General features: G+C 51.1%; 11 protein-coding genes and 1 tRNA gene. 1 reads left to right on the forward strand and 11 read right to left on the reverse strand.

What is annotated here, in order from left to right; genetic code table 11:
* Positions 1–8: 8 nt before the first annotated feature.
* The 9 genes from pheS to aceE all read right to left on the reverse strand — a co-directional run bounded on the left by pheS (position 9) and on the right by aceE (position 10,320).
* On the reverse strand, positions 9–1,028 hold the full coding sequence (gene pheS / locus QJT81_13570) for a phenylalanine--tRNA ligase subunit alpha (GenBank protein ID WGZ92860.1): 1,020 nt from the start codon (positions 1,026–1,028) through the stop codon (positions 9–11).
* Positions 1,029–1,158: 130 nt separating this feature from the next.
* Positions 1,159–1,518: a 50S ribosomal protein L20 gene (gene rplT, locus QJT81_13575; protein WGZ92861.1), complete on the reverse strand. Its 360-nt coding sequence runs from the start codon at positions 1,516–1,518 to the stop codon at positions 1,159–1,161.
* Between the two features lie 17 nt (positions 1,519–1,535).
* On the reverse strand, positions 1,536–1,736 hold the full coding sequence (rpmI, locus tag QJT81_13580) for a 50S ribosomal protein L35 (GenBank protein ID WGZ92862.1): 201 nt from the start codon (positions 1,734–1,736) through the stop codon (positions 1,536–1,538).
* 76 nt (positions 1,737–1,812) lie between these two features.
* On the reverse strand, positions 1,813–2,379 hold the full coding sequence (gene infC / locus QJT81_13585) for a translation initiation factor IF-3 (protein WGZ92863.1): 567 nt from the start codon (positions 2,377–2,379) through the stop codon (positions 1,813–1,815).
* Entirely contained in the window at positions 2,345–4,273 is a 1,929-nt protein-coding gene (thrS, locus tag QJT81_13590; protein WGZ92864.1) for a threonine--tRNA ligase, read from the reverse strand. The genes infC and thrS overlap by 35 nt, the downstream gene beginning before the upstream one ends.
* A 59-nt stretch (positions 4,274–4,332) precedes the next feature.
* Positions 4,333–4,409: transfer RNA gene (locus QJT81_13595), tRNA-Val, on the reverse strand.
* A 165-nt stretch (positions 4,410–4,574) separates the two neighbouring features.
* A complete protein-coding gene (gene lpdA / locus QJT81_13600) occupies positions 4,575–6,365 on the reverse strand; it encodes a dihydrolipoyl dehydrogenase (GenBank protein WGZ92865.1) in 1,791 nt (596 codons plus the stop codon).
* Positions 6,362–7,651: a dihydrolipoyllysine-residue acetyltransferase gene (aceF, locus tag QJT81_13605; protein WGZ92866.1), complete on the reverse strand. Its 1,290-nt coding sequence runs from the start codon at positions 7,649–7,651 to the stop codon at positions 6,362–6,364. Before aceF ends, lpdA begins: the two co-directional genes overlap by 4 nt.
* Positions 7,652–7,662: 11 nt before the next feature.
* Positions 7,663–10,320, reverse strand: coding sequence for a pyruvate dehydrogenase (acetyl-transferring), homodimeric type (aceE, locus tag QJT81_13610; protein ID WGZ92867.1), 2,658 nt, complete (start codon positions 10,318–10,320; stop codon positions 7,663–7,665).
* A 206-nt stretch (positions 10,321–10,526) separates the two neighbouring features.
* On the opposite strand from aceE, the gene rnt reads away from it, so the two are divergent.
* Positions 10,527–11,168 (forward strand): ribonuclease T, encoded by a 642-nt coding sequence (gene rnt, locus QJT81_13615; GenBank protein ID WGZ92868.1) that lies wholly within the window; start codon positions 10,527–10,529, stop codon positions 11,166–11,168.
* Positions 11,169–11,197: 29 nt separating this feature from the next.
* On the opposite strand, the gene QJT81_13620 is transcribed toward rnt, so the two are convergent.
* Entirely contained in the window at positions 11,198–11,758 is a 561-nt protein-coding gene (locus QJT81_13620) for a tetratricopeptide repeat protein (protein WGZ92869.1), read from the reverse strand.
* Positions 11,759–11,878: 120 nt separating this feature from the next.
* Positions 11,879–13,450 carry an SEL1-like repeat protein gene (locus QJT81_13625; protein ID WGZ92870.1) on the reverse strand — a complete coding sequence of 524 codons (1,572 nt, stop codon included), beginning with the start codon at positions 13,448–13,450 and terminating at the stop codon, positions 11,879–11,881.
* Between the last annotated feature and the right edge of the window lie 40 nt (positions 13,451–13,490).

A 13,490-nucleotide genomic window follows, 5' to 3' on the forward strand; every position in this document is an offset into this window, starting at 1 on the left:
TACTCCGCTTAGCTAAACTGTTTCAAGAAACGCACGTCGTTATCAAACATCACGCGCAAATCATTGATTTGGTAGCGCAACATCGCCAAACGCTCGACCCCGAAACCAAACGCGAAGCCGGTGTATTTTTCGCTGTCGATGCCGACGTTTTTCAATACGTTCGGATGCACCATGCCGCAGCCCATGACTTCCAGCCAACCCGTGCCTTTGCACACGCGGCAACCGTCACCGCCGCAATGCACGCACTGAATATCGGTTTCAGCGGATGGCTCAGTAAACGGGAAGAACGTGGCGCGGAAGCGCGTCGGCAATTCATCCACTTCAAAGAAAGCTTTAAAGAAGGCTTCGAGAATGCCTTTCAAATCCGCGAAAGTGACATCTTCATCCACCATCAAACCTTCCACTTGGTGGAACATCGGGCTGTGGGTCATGTCCGAATCACAACGGTACACCCGACCCGGCGAAATGATACGCAGCGGTGGCGGGTTATTTTCCATGTGACGCACTTGCACGGAGGAGGTATGGGTACGCAGCAGCAAGCCGCTATCCATATAAAATGTGTCGTGCATGGCACGCGCCGGATGCGATTCCGGGATATTCAAGGCGGTAAAATTGTGAAAATCGTCTTCAATCTCAGGGCCTTCTGCCAAACTGAAACCCAACTGTGCGAAGATCTCGCTAATGCGTTGAATAGTCTGGGTAACAGGGTGCAGGCTACCGGTATCCATGCGCCGCCCCGGTAAAGTGACATCGACCTTTTCCGCTTGCAAACGTGCACTCAAGGCTTCAGCTTGCAGGCTTTGCTTGCGGTCTTCAATTGCAATGGTCAAGGCTTGCTTGGCGGTATTGATTTCCGCACCCGCTGTTTTACGCGCTTCATGCGGTAACTTGCCCAATTGCTTGAGTTGCTCAGTCAACAAACCTGTCTTGCCTAGATACTGCACACGCACCTGATCCAACGCGGCGAGGCTGACGGCTTGCGAAATCTGCTCGTGGGCTTCGCCCATCAGTTCCAGCAAACTTTGCACGACGATTTCCTTAATGTATGGGGTTATCGGTATTTGGGAGAATTAGAAAGCAAAAGGCGGGGAGAGGCAACAACCTTCCCCCGCCTTGCTCACCCATTTACGGGTATTTTTCAGCGCATCTTAATGCAGCTTAAGCAGCCAGGGCAGCTTTTGCCTTCTCTGCGACTGCACCAAACGCAGTGATGTCGTGAACAGCCAAATCAGCCAGAACCTTACGGTCAAGGCTAATGTTAGCTTTCTTCAAACCATTCATCATGCGGCTGTAAGACAGACCGAACATACGTGCACCGGCATTAATACGCACGATCCACAAAGCGCGGAACTGGCGTTTTTTCTGACGACGGTCGCGGAATGCGTATTGACCAGCCTTGATGACTGCTTGATGCGCAACCCGGTAGACCCGGCTTCTGGCACCGTAGTAACCTTTAGCCAGCTTGAGGATTTTCTTGTGACGGGCATGTGCCGTTACACCACGTTTAACTCTTGCCATGTTTTAAATCCTCCTGATTATGCGTAGGGCAGCATTTTTTGCACATTGCCATGATCGGCTGCAACAACGAAGTTGTCGCCTGAACGCAAATGACGCTTACGCTTGGTGGATTTCTTGGTCAAGATATGACGCAGGTGTGACTGCTTGCGTTTAAACAAGCCACTTCCGCTCTTCTTGAAACGCTTAGCCGCAGCACGGCTACTTTTCATTTTAGGCATCTTGGTCTCCTTTTCGATCAGGTAGATAAAACATCCTGCAAGAGTGCCTTGCCTTAACAGGATGGTGTTCCGGCATTTAAGCTGCCGGTTTCTTTTTCGCGCCGAGCATCATGACCATTTGGCGGCCTTCCAGACGTGGGAATTGTTCCACAACGGCGACTTCTTCCAGTTCTTTCTCAACGCGCTTAAGGACATCCATCCCCAGTTCTTTATGAGCCATTTCACGGCCTTTAAAGCGCAGGGTGACTTTAACCTTATCACCCTCTTCCAGAAACTCTTTCAGTTTGCGCAGTTTGATCTGGTAATCGCCTTCGTCCGTTGCCGGACGCATCTTGATTTCTTTGACCTGCACTTGTTTCTGGTTTTTGCGGGCTATAGCGGCTTTTTTGCTTTCATCGAAACGGAATTTGCCGTAATCCATAATGCGGCAAACCGGCGGCTTCGCATTGGGTACGATTTCCACCAGATCGAGTTCGGCGTCGTAAGCCATTTCCAGCGCGTCCCGCAGGGAGACAACACCTTGATTTTCACCTTCCGCATCAATCAGACGAATTTTCGGAACGTTAATATCGTCATTAATACGGTGTTCTTTTTCGAGAGCGATAAGTTTAATCCTCAGATAGTGATAAGCGACGTGCAGCAATTTCCGCGTTCAGACGTTGCAAAACTTCCGCCAAGGGGAAAGTTCCTAAGTCTTTACCGGAACGGGTGCGCATGGCTACAGATTGTGTTTCCACTTCGCGGTCTCCGACTACCAATAGGTAGGGGACACGTTGCATCGTGTGTTCACGGATTTTAAAGCCAATTTTTTCATTTCTCAAGTCTGATACGGCGCGAATACCCGCATCAAGCAATTGCTTGGTAGCATCTTGCACGAAATCGGCTTGTTTGTCCGTGATATTCATCAGGACAGCTTGCGTTGGTGCTAACCAAAGTGGGAAACGCCCTTCGTAATGCTCAATCAGAATGCCGGTGAAGCGTTCCAATGAACCGAACAGCGCACGGTGCAACATGACCGGACGTTTGCGGGTATTGTCTTCCGCCACGTAAGTCAGGTCAAAACGTTCTGGCAAGCTCATATCCACTTGCAAAGTGCCGCACTGCCAATCACGACCGATAGCATCACGCAACACGAATTCCAGTTTAGGGCCGTAAAATGCACCTTCGCCGGGGAACAGCGTATACGGCAAATTCATGCTATCGAGTGCATTGCCGAGGGCGTGTTCCAGCAAATCCCAACTTTCATCCGAACCAATGCGGTTTTCTGGGCGAGTCGAGAGTTTAATGTGCACATTTTCAAAGCCAAATTCTTTGTAAATGTCGAGCACCAACGCCACCACGTCCTTGCACTCCTGCGCCATCTGGTCTTCGGTACAGAAGATATGCGCATCGTCCTGAGTGAAGTGACGCACACGCATCAGGCCATGTAATGCGCCGGACGGTTCGTAGCGGTGTACTTTACCGAATTCCGCCATCCGCAATGGCAGGTCACGGTAGCTTTTCAAACCCTGTGAAAACATCAACATACCGCCGGGGCAGTTCATGGGTTTCAGGGCAAACACGCGCTCATCTTCAGTCGTGGTGGTGAACATATTGTCACGGTAATTAAACCAGTGACCGGAGGTTTCCCACAGACTGCGATCCATGACATCGGGGGTATTCACTTCAACATAACCGGCACGTTGCTGGCGCTGACGCATGTAACCAATCAAGGCTTGGAACACTGTCCAGCCTTTGGGATGCCAGAAGACTGCACCGGGGGCTTGTTCGTCGAAATGGAACAAGTCGAATTGGCGACCGAGTTTACGGTGATCACGCTTTTCAGCCTCTTCCAACATCGTCAGGTAGGCTTGCAGCTCTTTTTTGTTTGCCCATGCCGTGCCGTAAATGCGTTGCAGCATTTCGTTGTTGGAATTGCCGCGCCAGTAAGCACCTGCCACTTTCATCACTTTGACAGAGGGGATTTTGCCCGTGCTAGGAACATGGGGGCCACGACACAAGTCGATAAAATCGCCTTGACGGTAGAGCGACAGCGTTTGGTCGGCGGGAATGCTTTCGATAATTTCCGCTTTGTATTTTTCGCCCATGTTCAGGAAGAAGCTCACGGCTTCATCGCGTGACAGAGTGCTGCGCTCAACGGGGATGTCTTGCTTGATTAAATCTTGCATCCGCGCATCAATCGCCTGTAAATCTTCGGGCGTGAAAGGGCGTGGGGAGGCAAAATCGTAGTAAAAGCCATTTTCGACCGTGGGGCCGATGGTAACTTGTACTTCAGGGAATAATTGTTTGACCGCTTGAGCCATCAAATGCGCGGCAGAATGGCGGATAATATCCAAACCTTCAGCATCTTTCGCAGTAATGATACTCAGGGAAACATCGTGATCAATGACATAGCTGGCATCAACCAATTGATCGTTTACTTTGCCCGCAAGCGTAGCTTTAGCCAAACCTGCACCGATATCGGCAGCAACGGCAAGTACAGAAATGGGAGCATCGTAAGAACGTTGACTTGCGTCAGGGAGAGTAATAATAGGCATATTGTACTCCAGTGGTGGCCTATACGAGGGGTCACTTGGTTATAATCGTTATGTATAATTGGTAGGCGTAATTGGACTCGAACCAACGACCCCCACCATGTCAAGGTGGTGCTCTAACCAACTGAGCTATACGCCTGTCGTCGAAGGAGGCAGATTATAGCGAACTCAGCAAGGAAGGCAAGTTATTTTTTGATTCAGACATAAACAGCAACTAACAAAAAAAAGCGGCTCGTTGTTCACGCGAGCCGCCAACCGGTTTCTCACTTAACGTGAGAAGTCAAACTTTTGCAAGGATGAGGGGTCACTTCTTCGGCGCGTAAATATCCGTGCAAGTCCCCTCAGCCACTTCCGCCGCAAAGTTCAGCGTCTCGGAAAGCGTCGGATGCGGGTGGATCGTCAAGCCGATGTCATGCGCATCCGCCCCCATTTCCAACGCCAGTACCGCCTCGGCAATCAGCTCACCGGCATTCTTGCCCGCAATGCCCGCGCCAATCAGTTGCCCGGTTGCCTTATCAAACAGCACTTTGGTCATGCCGTTGCTGGCATCCATCGACAACGCCCGCCCACTCGCCGCCCAGGGGAACGCGCCTTTTTCATACGCAATCCCTTCCGCTTGGCACTGCTCTTCGGTCTTGCCCATCCACGCCACTTCCGGGCTGGTGTAGGCAACCGACGGAATGGTTTTCGCATCGAAATAGGCTTTATGCCCTGCAATCACTTCCGCCGCGACTTTGCCTTCGTGCGTGGCTTTGTGCGCCAGCATCGGCTGCCCCACAATGTCACCAATCGCAAAAATGTGCGGCACGTTGGTACGCATCTGATTATCCACCGGAATAAAGCCGCGTGTATCCGCAAACACCCCCGCCTTACCCGCGTCAATCAACCCCCCATTCGGCGAACGCCCAATTGCCACCAACACCCGGTCAAACGTATCTGTCGCAGGCGCACCCTTGCCCTCAAACGCACACACCAAACCCTCTGCCGTCGGCGTAATCGCAGTGACTTTGGTATTCAGGTAAATGTTTTCGTACATCCCCTTAATCTGGTTGTGCAAGGGCTTCACGATGTCACGATCCGCACCGGGCATCAGTCCGGGTGAAAGTTCCACCACAGTAATTTTTGCACCCAGCGCGTGGTAAACCGTCGCCATTTCCAAGCCGATAATGCCGCCGCCAACCACCAGCATCCGCTTGGGGATTTCCGGCAATTCCAGCGCATCGGTCGAATCCATCACCCGTGGATCATCCCACGGAATAAACGGCAATTTCGTGACCCGCGAACCGGCAGCAATGATGCAATTCGCAAACTTCACCGTCTGCTTGCTGCCATCCGCCGCTTCCACTTCGATGGTATGCGCCGAGGTGAAACGCCCGTAGCCGTGGACGATTTGCACTTTGCGCTGCTTCGCCAGCCCCTTCAGACCCGTCGTCAACTTGCCGACCACATCGCTTTTATGCGCCCGCACGGCATCAAGGTCGATGTCCGGCTCGCCGAATTTCACGCCATGCTTGGCAAATTCCTTCGCTTCATTAATCACCTCCGCTGTATGTAACAACGCTTTGGAGGGGATGCAACCGACGTTGAGGCATACACCCCCGATATTGGGGTAACGCTCGATCAGCACCACTTTTTTGCCAAGATCAGCGGCGCGGAACGCAGCGGTGTAACCGCCGGGGCCAGAGCCTAGGACAACGAGTTCGGTTTCGAGATCAGGCGTTCCGCCTGTTCCCCCCATCCCTAGCCCTTCCCCCGCAAGGGGTGAAGGGGACAAGACAGAAGAATTGGACGGAGTGCCTCTTGCTCCTTCCCCCCCTGCGGGGGAAGGCTGGGATGGGGGGGATTCTTCCGCTTCCGCCACCTCCAACATCAGCAACGCCGACCCTTCCGACACCCGATCCCCCACCTTCACCAGCATCTGCTTAATCGTACCAGCAACAGGACTTGGAATTTCCATCGACGACTTATCAGACTCAATGGTAATCAGCGAATCTTCCACCTCAATCTGGAAACCAGCATCGACCAAGACTTCAATGATTTCAACGTCTTTGAAGCTGCCAATGTCGGGGACTTTGACTTCGATAATCTTGCTCATACCAGCAACCTCCGAATATCACCCAGCATTTTGGCAAGGTAAGTGGTGAAACGTGCGCCATCTGCGCCATCAATCACGCGATGGTCATACGACAGCGACAGCGGCAACATTAAGCGCGGCGCAAATTCCTTACCGTTCCACACAGGCTGAATGTCGGATTTGGAAACCCCTAAAATCGCCACTTCCGGCGCATTCACAATCGGGGTAAATTTCGTGCCACCAATCCCGCCTAGGCTGGAAATCGAGAAGCAACCGCCCTGCATATCCGCCGGTTTCAGCTTCTTGTCACGCGCCTTCGCCGACATTTCTTTCAGCTCTTCGGACAATTGCATGATCGACTTTTTGTCCACATCACGGAACACCGGCACAACCAAGCCATCCGGCGTATCCACCGCCACCCCGATGTTGTAATAGCTTTTGCGGATCAGGTTTTCAGCCTTTGCATCCAGCGAGGAATTGAAGCGTGGGTAAGCCTTCAAGCCAGCCACCACCGCTTTCATAATGAATACCAGTGGGGTAATTTTCATCCCCGACTTGGCATTTTCCTCATTCAACTGCTTGCGGAAGGCTTCCAGATCGGTGATGTCCGCTTGATCAAACTGCGTCACATGCGGAATGTGTACCCAGTTACGATGCAAGAACTCGCCGGTCAGCTTATTGATGCGCGACAACGGTACGGTTTCGACTGCACCCCATTGGCTGAAGTCGATGTCCGGCATGGGTGCAACGCCCAAGGTATTGCCGGAAGCCGCCGCCGATGGCATCCCGCCAAAGCTCATCACATCCTTGATGAAACCTTTCACGTCATCTTGGGTAATGCGTCCTTTGCGGCCTGAGCCTTTGACCTTGTTCAAGTCTGCACCGAGTTCGCGGGCAAACTTGCGCACGGATGGGGTAGCGTAAGCTTTGCTAAAGTCGAGTTTTGGGGAAACAGGTGTGGGTGCTGCGGCTTTAGGTTCAGCAACAACGTGTGCAGGTGCAACGATTTCAGGTTTTATAACAGGTGCGGCAATAACGGGAGCTGGTGTAGCAGCAACCACACCTGCTTCCGCCACCTCCACCACCACCATCAAACTCCCTTCCGAAATCCGATCCCCCACCTTCACCTTCAGCTCTTTAATTACCCCCGCTACCGGCGACGGAATTTCCATCGACGATTTGTCGGATTCAATCGTGATCAACGAGTCTTCCACCGCGATGGTATCGCCAACGTTTACCAATACTTCAATGATTTCAACATCTTTAAAGCTGCCAATGTCTGGCACTAAAACTTCTTGGATTGCCATGATCGCGCTCCTTATGCCAGACGTGGGTTAGGTTTTTCAGGGTTGATGCCGTATTTTTCCATCGCTTTCACCAGATCAGCGGCGGGCAGGGATTTTTCATCCACCAACGCTTTCAATGCGGCAATCACGATGTAATGACGGTTCACCTCGAAATGTTTACGCAGTTGCGCACGGGTATCGCTACGCCCAAAACCATCTGTTCCCAGCACCGTGAACGGCATCGGCAGCCATGCACGAATCTGGTCAGGGTATTGGCGGATGTAGTCGGTTGCAGCAATTGCGGGGCCACGTTGCCCTTTCATCGCTTGGGTGACATACGGTACTTTCGCGTCATCCAGTGGGTGCAACATATTCCAGCGGTCACAATCACGTGCTTCTCGCGCCAGTTCGTTGAAACTGGTCACGCTCCACACATTCGCATCCACGCTCCATTCCTTGTCGAGCATTTCGGCTGCGGCAATCACTTCGCGCAAGATCGTGCCGGAACCCATCAGTTGCACTTTTTTGCGCTTTTTGCCGCCGCCACTGAACAAGTACATGCCTTTGACAATGCCGTCTTCGACACCAGCAGGCATAGCCGGATGCGTGTAATTTTCGTTCATCGCAGTGATGTAGTAATACACATCTTCCTGATCCTGATACATGCGTTTCAGACCATTCTGCACGATCACCGCCAACTCATAAGAGAAGGTCGGGTCATAAGACAAGCAGTTCGGAATCAAACCCGCCTGAATCAGCCCATGCCCATCCTGATGCTGCAAGCCTTCGCCCGCCAGCGTGGTACGCCCTGCCGTGCCACCAATCAGGAAGCCGCGAGCACGCGAATCGCCCGCTGCCCACGCCAAATCACCAATGCGCTGGAAACCAAACATCGAGTAGTAAATGTAAAACGGCACCATGTTCACCCCGTGGGTGCTGTACGCCGTTGCTGCTGCAATCCATGACGAGAATGCGCCTGCTTCGTTAATGCCCTCTTCCAAGATCTGCCCAGTCTTGTCCTCTTTGTAGAACATGACCTGATCTTTATCCTGCGGCTCGTACAATTGCCCGACCGAGGAATAAATCCCCATCTGACGGAACATGCCTTCCATCCCGAAAGTACGCGCCTCATCCGGCACGATAGGCACGACGTTTTTACCCATGTTTTTGTCACGCGCCAACAAAGTCAGCAAGCGCACGAAGACCATTGTGGTGGACATTTCGCGGTCGCCGGTGCTTTCCAGCAGCGGTTGGAAAATCGAAATATCCGGTACTTTCAGCGGAGTCGCGTGGGTTTGGCGTTGTGGCAGGAAACCACCCAAGGCTTTGCGGCGTTCCAGCATGTACTGCATTTCTTCGCCGTTCGGGTCAGGGCGGTAATATTTGGCTTCTGCCGCATCCGCATCACTCAACGGGATATTGAAGCGGTTTTTGTAGGCAATCATTTCCTCGCCACTCAGCTTTTTCTGCGAGTGGGTACGGTTCTGGCCTTCGCCCGCTGAACCCATGCCGTAACCTTTCACGGTATGCGCAAGGATAACGGTTGGTTGCCCGGTGTGATTCACGGCGGCGTGGTAAGCCGCGTAAACCTTGTGCGGGTCGTGACCGCCACGGTTTAAACGCCAGATGTCCGCGTCGCTCATTTTGGCGACCATTTCCTTCAGCTCAGGGTATTTGCCGAAGAAGTTTTCACGCACGTATTTGCCGTCTTTGGATTTGTAGTTTTGGTATTCGCCATCGACCGCTTCCATCATGCGGGCTTTGAGTAAGCCGTCTTTGTCTTTAGCGAGGAGTGGATCCCAATACGAACCCCACAGCACTTTGATGACATTCCAGCCTGCGCCACGGAACACCGCTTCGAGTTCCTGCACGATTTTGCCATTGCCGCGTACCGGGCCGTCGAGGCGTTGCAGGTTGCAGTTCACGACCCACACGAGGTTATCGAGTTTTTCGCGTCCACCGAGGGAAATCGCGCCGAGGGTTTCCGGCTCATCGGTTTCACCGTCACCGACGAATGCCCAGACTTTACGGTTAGCGGTTTCTGCCAACTTGCGGTCTTGCAGGTATTTCATGAAACGCGCTTGGTAGATCGACTTGATCGGCCCCAAACCCATTGAAACTGTGGGGAACTGCCAATAATCCGGCATCAACCAAGGGTGCGGATACGATGACAAACCGCCACCATCGACTTCCTGACGGAAACCATCGAGGTCTTCTTCAGTAAACCGCCCTTCGAGGAAGGAGCGTGCGTACATACCCGGTGCTGCGTGACCTTGGATATACAGCAAGTCGCCGCCGTGTTGCGGAGAAGGTGCGTGCCAGAAATGGTTCATGCCCACATCGTATAACGTCGCAGCGGAGGCGAAGGTGGCAATATGCCCGCCCAATTCGGGGCTTTCGCGGTTGGCGCGTACCACCATCGCCGCCGCATTCCAGCGGATGTAGGAGCGCAAACGGGCTTCAATCGCGGGTTTGCCGGGGGTATGGCTTTCTTTATGCGGGGGAATGGTATTGATATAAGCGGTGTTGGCAGAGTACGGTAAATTCGCGCCATTATGACGGGCGGTCGCAATCAGCTCTTCTAGCAAGAAGTGGGCACGTTCCACACCTTCTGCTTCGATGACTGCTTCAAGTGATTCAGTCCACTCTTTGGTTTCTTGTAAATCAATGTCTTGCATGGAATTATGCATGGTCTATCCTCTTTTTTCCAGCGGTAAGCCTGAATCACCAAATGGTAACGCATCCAGATGGACACGAACCGTAACACAAAATGCTGAATTTCTGAAGATAAAAATAACATAAAAAATATAAGTTTATTTTTCATATTCTTATGAAGACTAAATATTTTCTTAAATCTTTTGTAGGCATTTTCTATCAGTTCCGTTAAGCTCTCGTTATGACAGATGATATAGATATAATCCCCATTGCCGGACGTTTCCGTGGCTTCCTCCCCGTAGTGGTAGACGTAGAAACAGGTGGCTTTGATTGCCGCAAGGATGCGTTGCTGGAACTGGCAGCCGTGGTGTTGCGCATCGACGAAAAAGGTGAGCTATCCCGCCACCGCACGTTCAATTGGCACATCGAACCCTTCCCGAATGCCAATATGGATCCCAAATCGCTGGAAGTGAATGGTATCAAGCCGTTTAGCCCATTGCGCATGGCAGTCCCAGAGCCAAAAGCAATGGAGGAGTTCTTCAAGGTGATCCGTAAAGAAGTGAAGATTAACCGTTGCAACCGTGCCATTTTGGTCGGGCATAACGCACCGTTTGATTTGAACTTTGTTCATGCTGCTTCTGACCGGATTAAAGCGACCCGCAACCCGTTTCACCCATTCAGTACGTTGGATACCGTTTCATTAGGCGCGGTAATGTATGGACAGACAGTTTTGGCTCGTCTTGCACAAGCAGCCGGTATGGGCTGGGATGCAGATTGTGCGCATTCAGCCGTGTATGATGCTGAAAAGACAGCCGATTTATTTTGCCATTTCGTGAACACTTGGCAAACGCTGGATGCAGCGTTTAAAGCGGTTGAGAATTAGCAGCGTTGGATAACTAAAGTTAGCCTTTATCATGATGATGTCGTATGCTTTTCTTGATCTGACATGCCCGTGATTTGTTTGCGGCGGGTTTCGCATGAGAGTTGGGCTTCTTTGTGTCCTTGGGCTGCTGCTCTTTCAAACCACATCCATGCTTGCTCTTTATCCAATTTAACGCCTTCGCCCCAATTAAACATCCATCCCAACGTATACAAAGCATCGGCATCTTTTTGAACAGCGGCCTGTTTCAACCAGAACAACGCTTGTGCGTAGTTCATGTCAGCACGGTATATCTTTCCCAATTTAACTTGTGCTGCGACATCCCCTCGGAGGGCAGCTTTACGGAACCATTGCAGCGCATACCCCTTATCATCCTTCACACCATAACCAGAGAAATACATCTCCCCCAACTCACGGTAGGCAGCAATGTATTTTTGGGTAGCCGCTTTACCAAACCACTCCAGAGCCTGTGCATAGTCTTGCACTACATAGTCCCCTGTACGGTACATCAAACCAAGCTTAAATTGAGCAGCAACATCCCCAGCAAGAGCATCTGTTGGGATTTGCTGGGCGGTATCAAACCAATCTAGCATGTTTTGGGCAGCAATAACCCCCTTGGCAACAGCTTGTCTAAACCAATGTTGTGCTTGGTCAATATCATGCCTTTCGTGATAATAAAAACTGCCTGCTGCGTACTGCGCTTTGGCATGATCTTACATTGCTGCTATTTCGAACCATGCGAATGCCTGTTCATCATCCCCCCTTACATCCCCGTAATCAAAGTGATACATCAACCCCAATGTATACTGAGCGACAGCATCCCCATCAAAAGCATCTTGGATAATCCTAAGTTTATCCAGAGTGTCTGGTTCCTCAATAACTCCTTGGGCGGCAGCCCTCTCGTACCACAGCAATGCCTGCTGGTCATCTTGATCAACACCATCACCTAGATAATATGACCATCCTAATGCAGATTGAGCTTGCGCATAACCTTGAGCAGCAGCCTTTGCATACCATTGTGCTGCACTATCATCGTCACCATTCTCACTATTTAGTAATCCAAGATAATACTGCACAAAAGAATTTTCTTGATCTATAAGCCCACGTTCAACATAGTCTTCAACTGACAACCCTAAATTATTTTCTGCAACCCTAACAGGGTTACTAGCCCATGTGTTTGCTTCTTGGTAGAACCAGTATAAGGCTTGTACATAATCTTGTTCCACATCGCAACCTCTGCGATACATGCTTCCCAATGTCTCTTGAGCCTGACTATGCCCTTGAATAGCCGCTTGCTTGAGCCAGTACAAGGCTTGTGTAGAGTTTTTTTCCACACTTTTACCCCTGCGGTATAGCCACCACAATTCATATTGAGCCTTGTCGTGCCCTTGAGTGGCTGCCTTTAGTAACCAGTGTAACGCCTGCACATGATCCAGTGGCACCTCTTCACCTTTACGGTACATCATACCCAACCTAAACTGGGCATCGGCACTCCCTTGGGCTGCAGCTTTCTCGATCCATTGCAATGCTTTTGTGGTGTTTTGTGTAACCCCATTGCCCTGATAATGCATTTCCCCGACTTTGAACTGAGCGTCAGCATGGCCTTGCTCCGCCGCTTTCTGAAACCAGTGTAATGCCTGATCATGGTTGCGTTCCGTGAACTTACCCTGGTAATACAGAAGTCCCAATGAATACTGAACAGTCACATCCCCTGCTTCGGCTTGCTGGATAGTTCCAAGTAGATTCAATTCGCATTGAACAATGCACCCATGAGCAGCGGCATTGGCATAGTATTGCAACGCCTGAGCATGGTCTTTCGTTACGCCTTTACCTTGAAAATACATCCAACCAAGCGCTAGATGAGCACGTCCCTCCCCTTGAGCGGCAGCTTTGGAATACCATTTCAGTGCTTGTGCATAATCCTGTTCTACCGCTTCATCGGAGCCATACCATCCTTTCAGATGCAGTGCTACCAATGGGTAATCCTGCTGCACATTTTCACTGGGGCAATACACCATCCCCAAATAGTATTGAGCCAACATATTGCCTTGGATTGCAGCAGACCTGAACCATTGCAACGGAAGTTGCAGTAATCCATACAGTGCTTTGGTTAATCCTTGAGTAGCTGCCATGTCGAACCATTGCAACGCTTGGGTATAGTCTCTTTCAACACCTTCACCCAATAAATACATAAGACCCAACTTGTACTGAGCATCAGCATTTCCAGCAATAGCTGCTGTCTCAACAACATTCAATCCAGTGTCACTATGCGTTACAGATGTCATATTTTTTCCCAAAAACCACCATACTTTACAACTACGTCAG

It is taken from the genome of Candidatus Thiothrix putei, from assembly GCA_029972225.1.
GTDB lineage: Bacteria > Pseudomonadota > Gammaproteobacteria > Thiotrichales > Thiotrichaceae > Thiothrix > Thiothrix putei.

Excerpts from the sequence above, each read along its gene's own strand:
- rnt (WGZ92868.1), top strand. The coding sequence starts at position 10,527 with ATGACAGATGATATAGATATAATCCCCATTGCCGGACGTTTCCGTGGC.
- QJT81_13620 (WGZ92869.1), bottom strand. The coding sequence starts at position 11,758 with ATGCTAGATTGGTTTGATACCGCCCAGCAAATCCCAACAGATGCTCTT.
- thrS (WGZ92864.1), bottom strand. The coding sequence starts at position 4,273 with ATGCCTATTATTACTCTCCCTGACGCAAGTCAACGTTCTTACGATGCT.
- lpdA (WGZ92865.1), bottom strand. The coding sequence starts at position 6,365 with ATGAGCAAGATTATCGAAGTCAAAGTCCCCGACATTGGCAGCTTCAAA.
- aceE (WGZ92867.1), bottom strand. The coding sequence starts at position 10,320 with ATGCATAATTCCATGCAAGACATTGATTTACAAGAAACCAAAGAGTGG.
- aceF (WGZ92866.1), bottom strand. The coding sequence starts at position 7,651 with ATGGCAATCCAAGAAGTTTTAGTGCCAGACATTGGCAGCTTTAAAGAT.
- rplT (WGZ92861.1), bottom strand. The coding sequence starts at position 1,518 with ATGGCAAGAGTTAAACGTGGTGTAACGGCACATGCCCGTCACAAGAAA.
- rpmI (WGZ92862.1), bottom strand. The coding sequence starts at position 1,736 with ATGCCTAAAATGAAAAGTAGCCGTGCTGCGGCTAAGCGTTTCAAGAAG.
- QJT81_13625 (WGZ92870.1), bottom strand. The coding sequence starts at position 13,450 with ATGACATCTGTAACGCATAGTGACACTGGATTGAATGTTGTTGAGACA.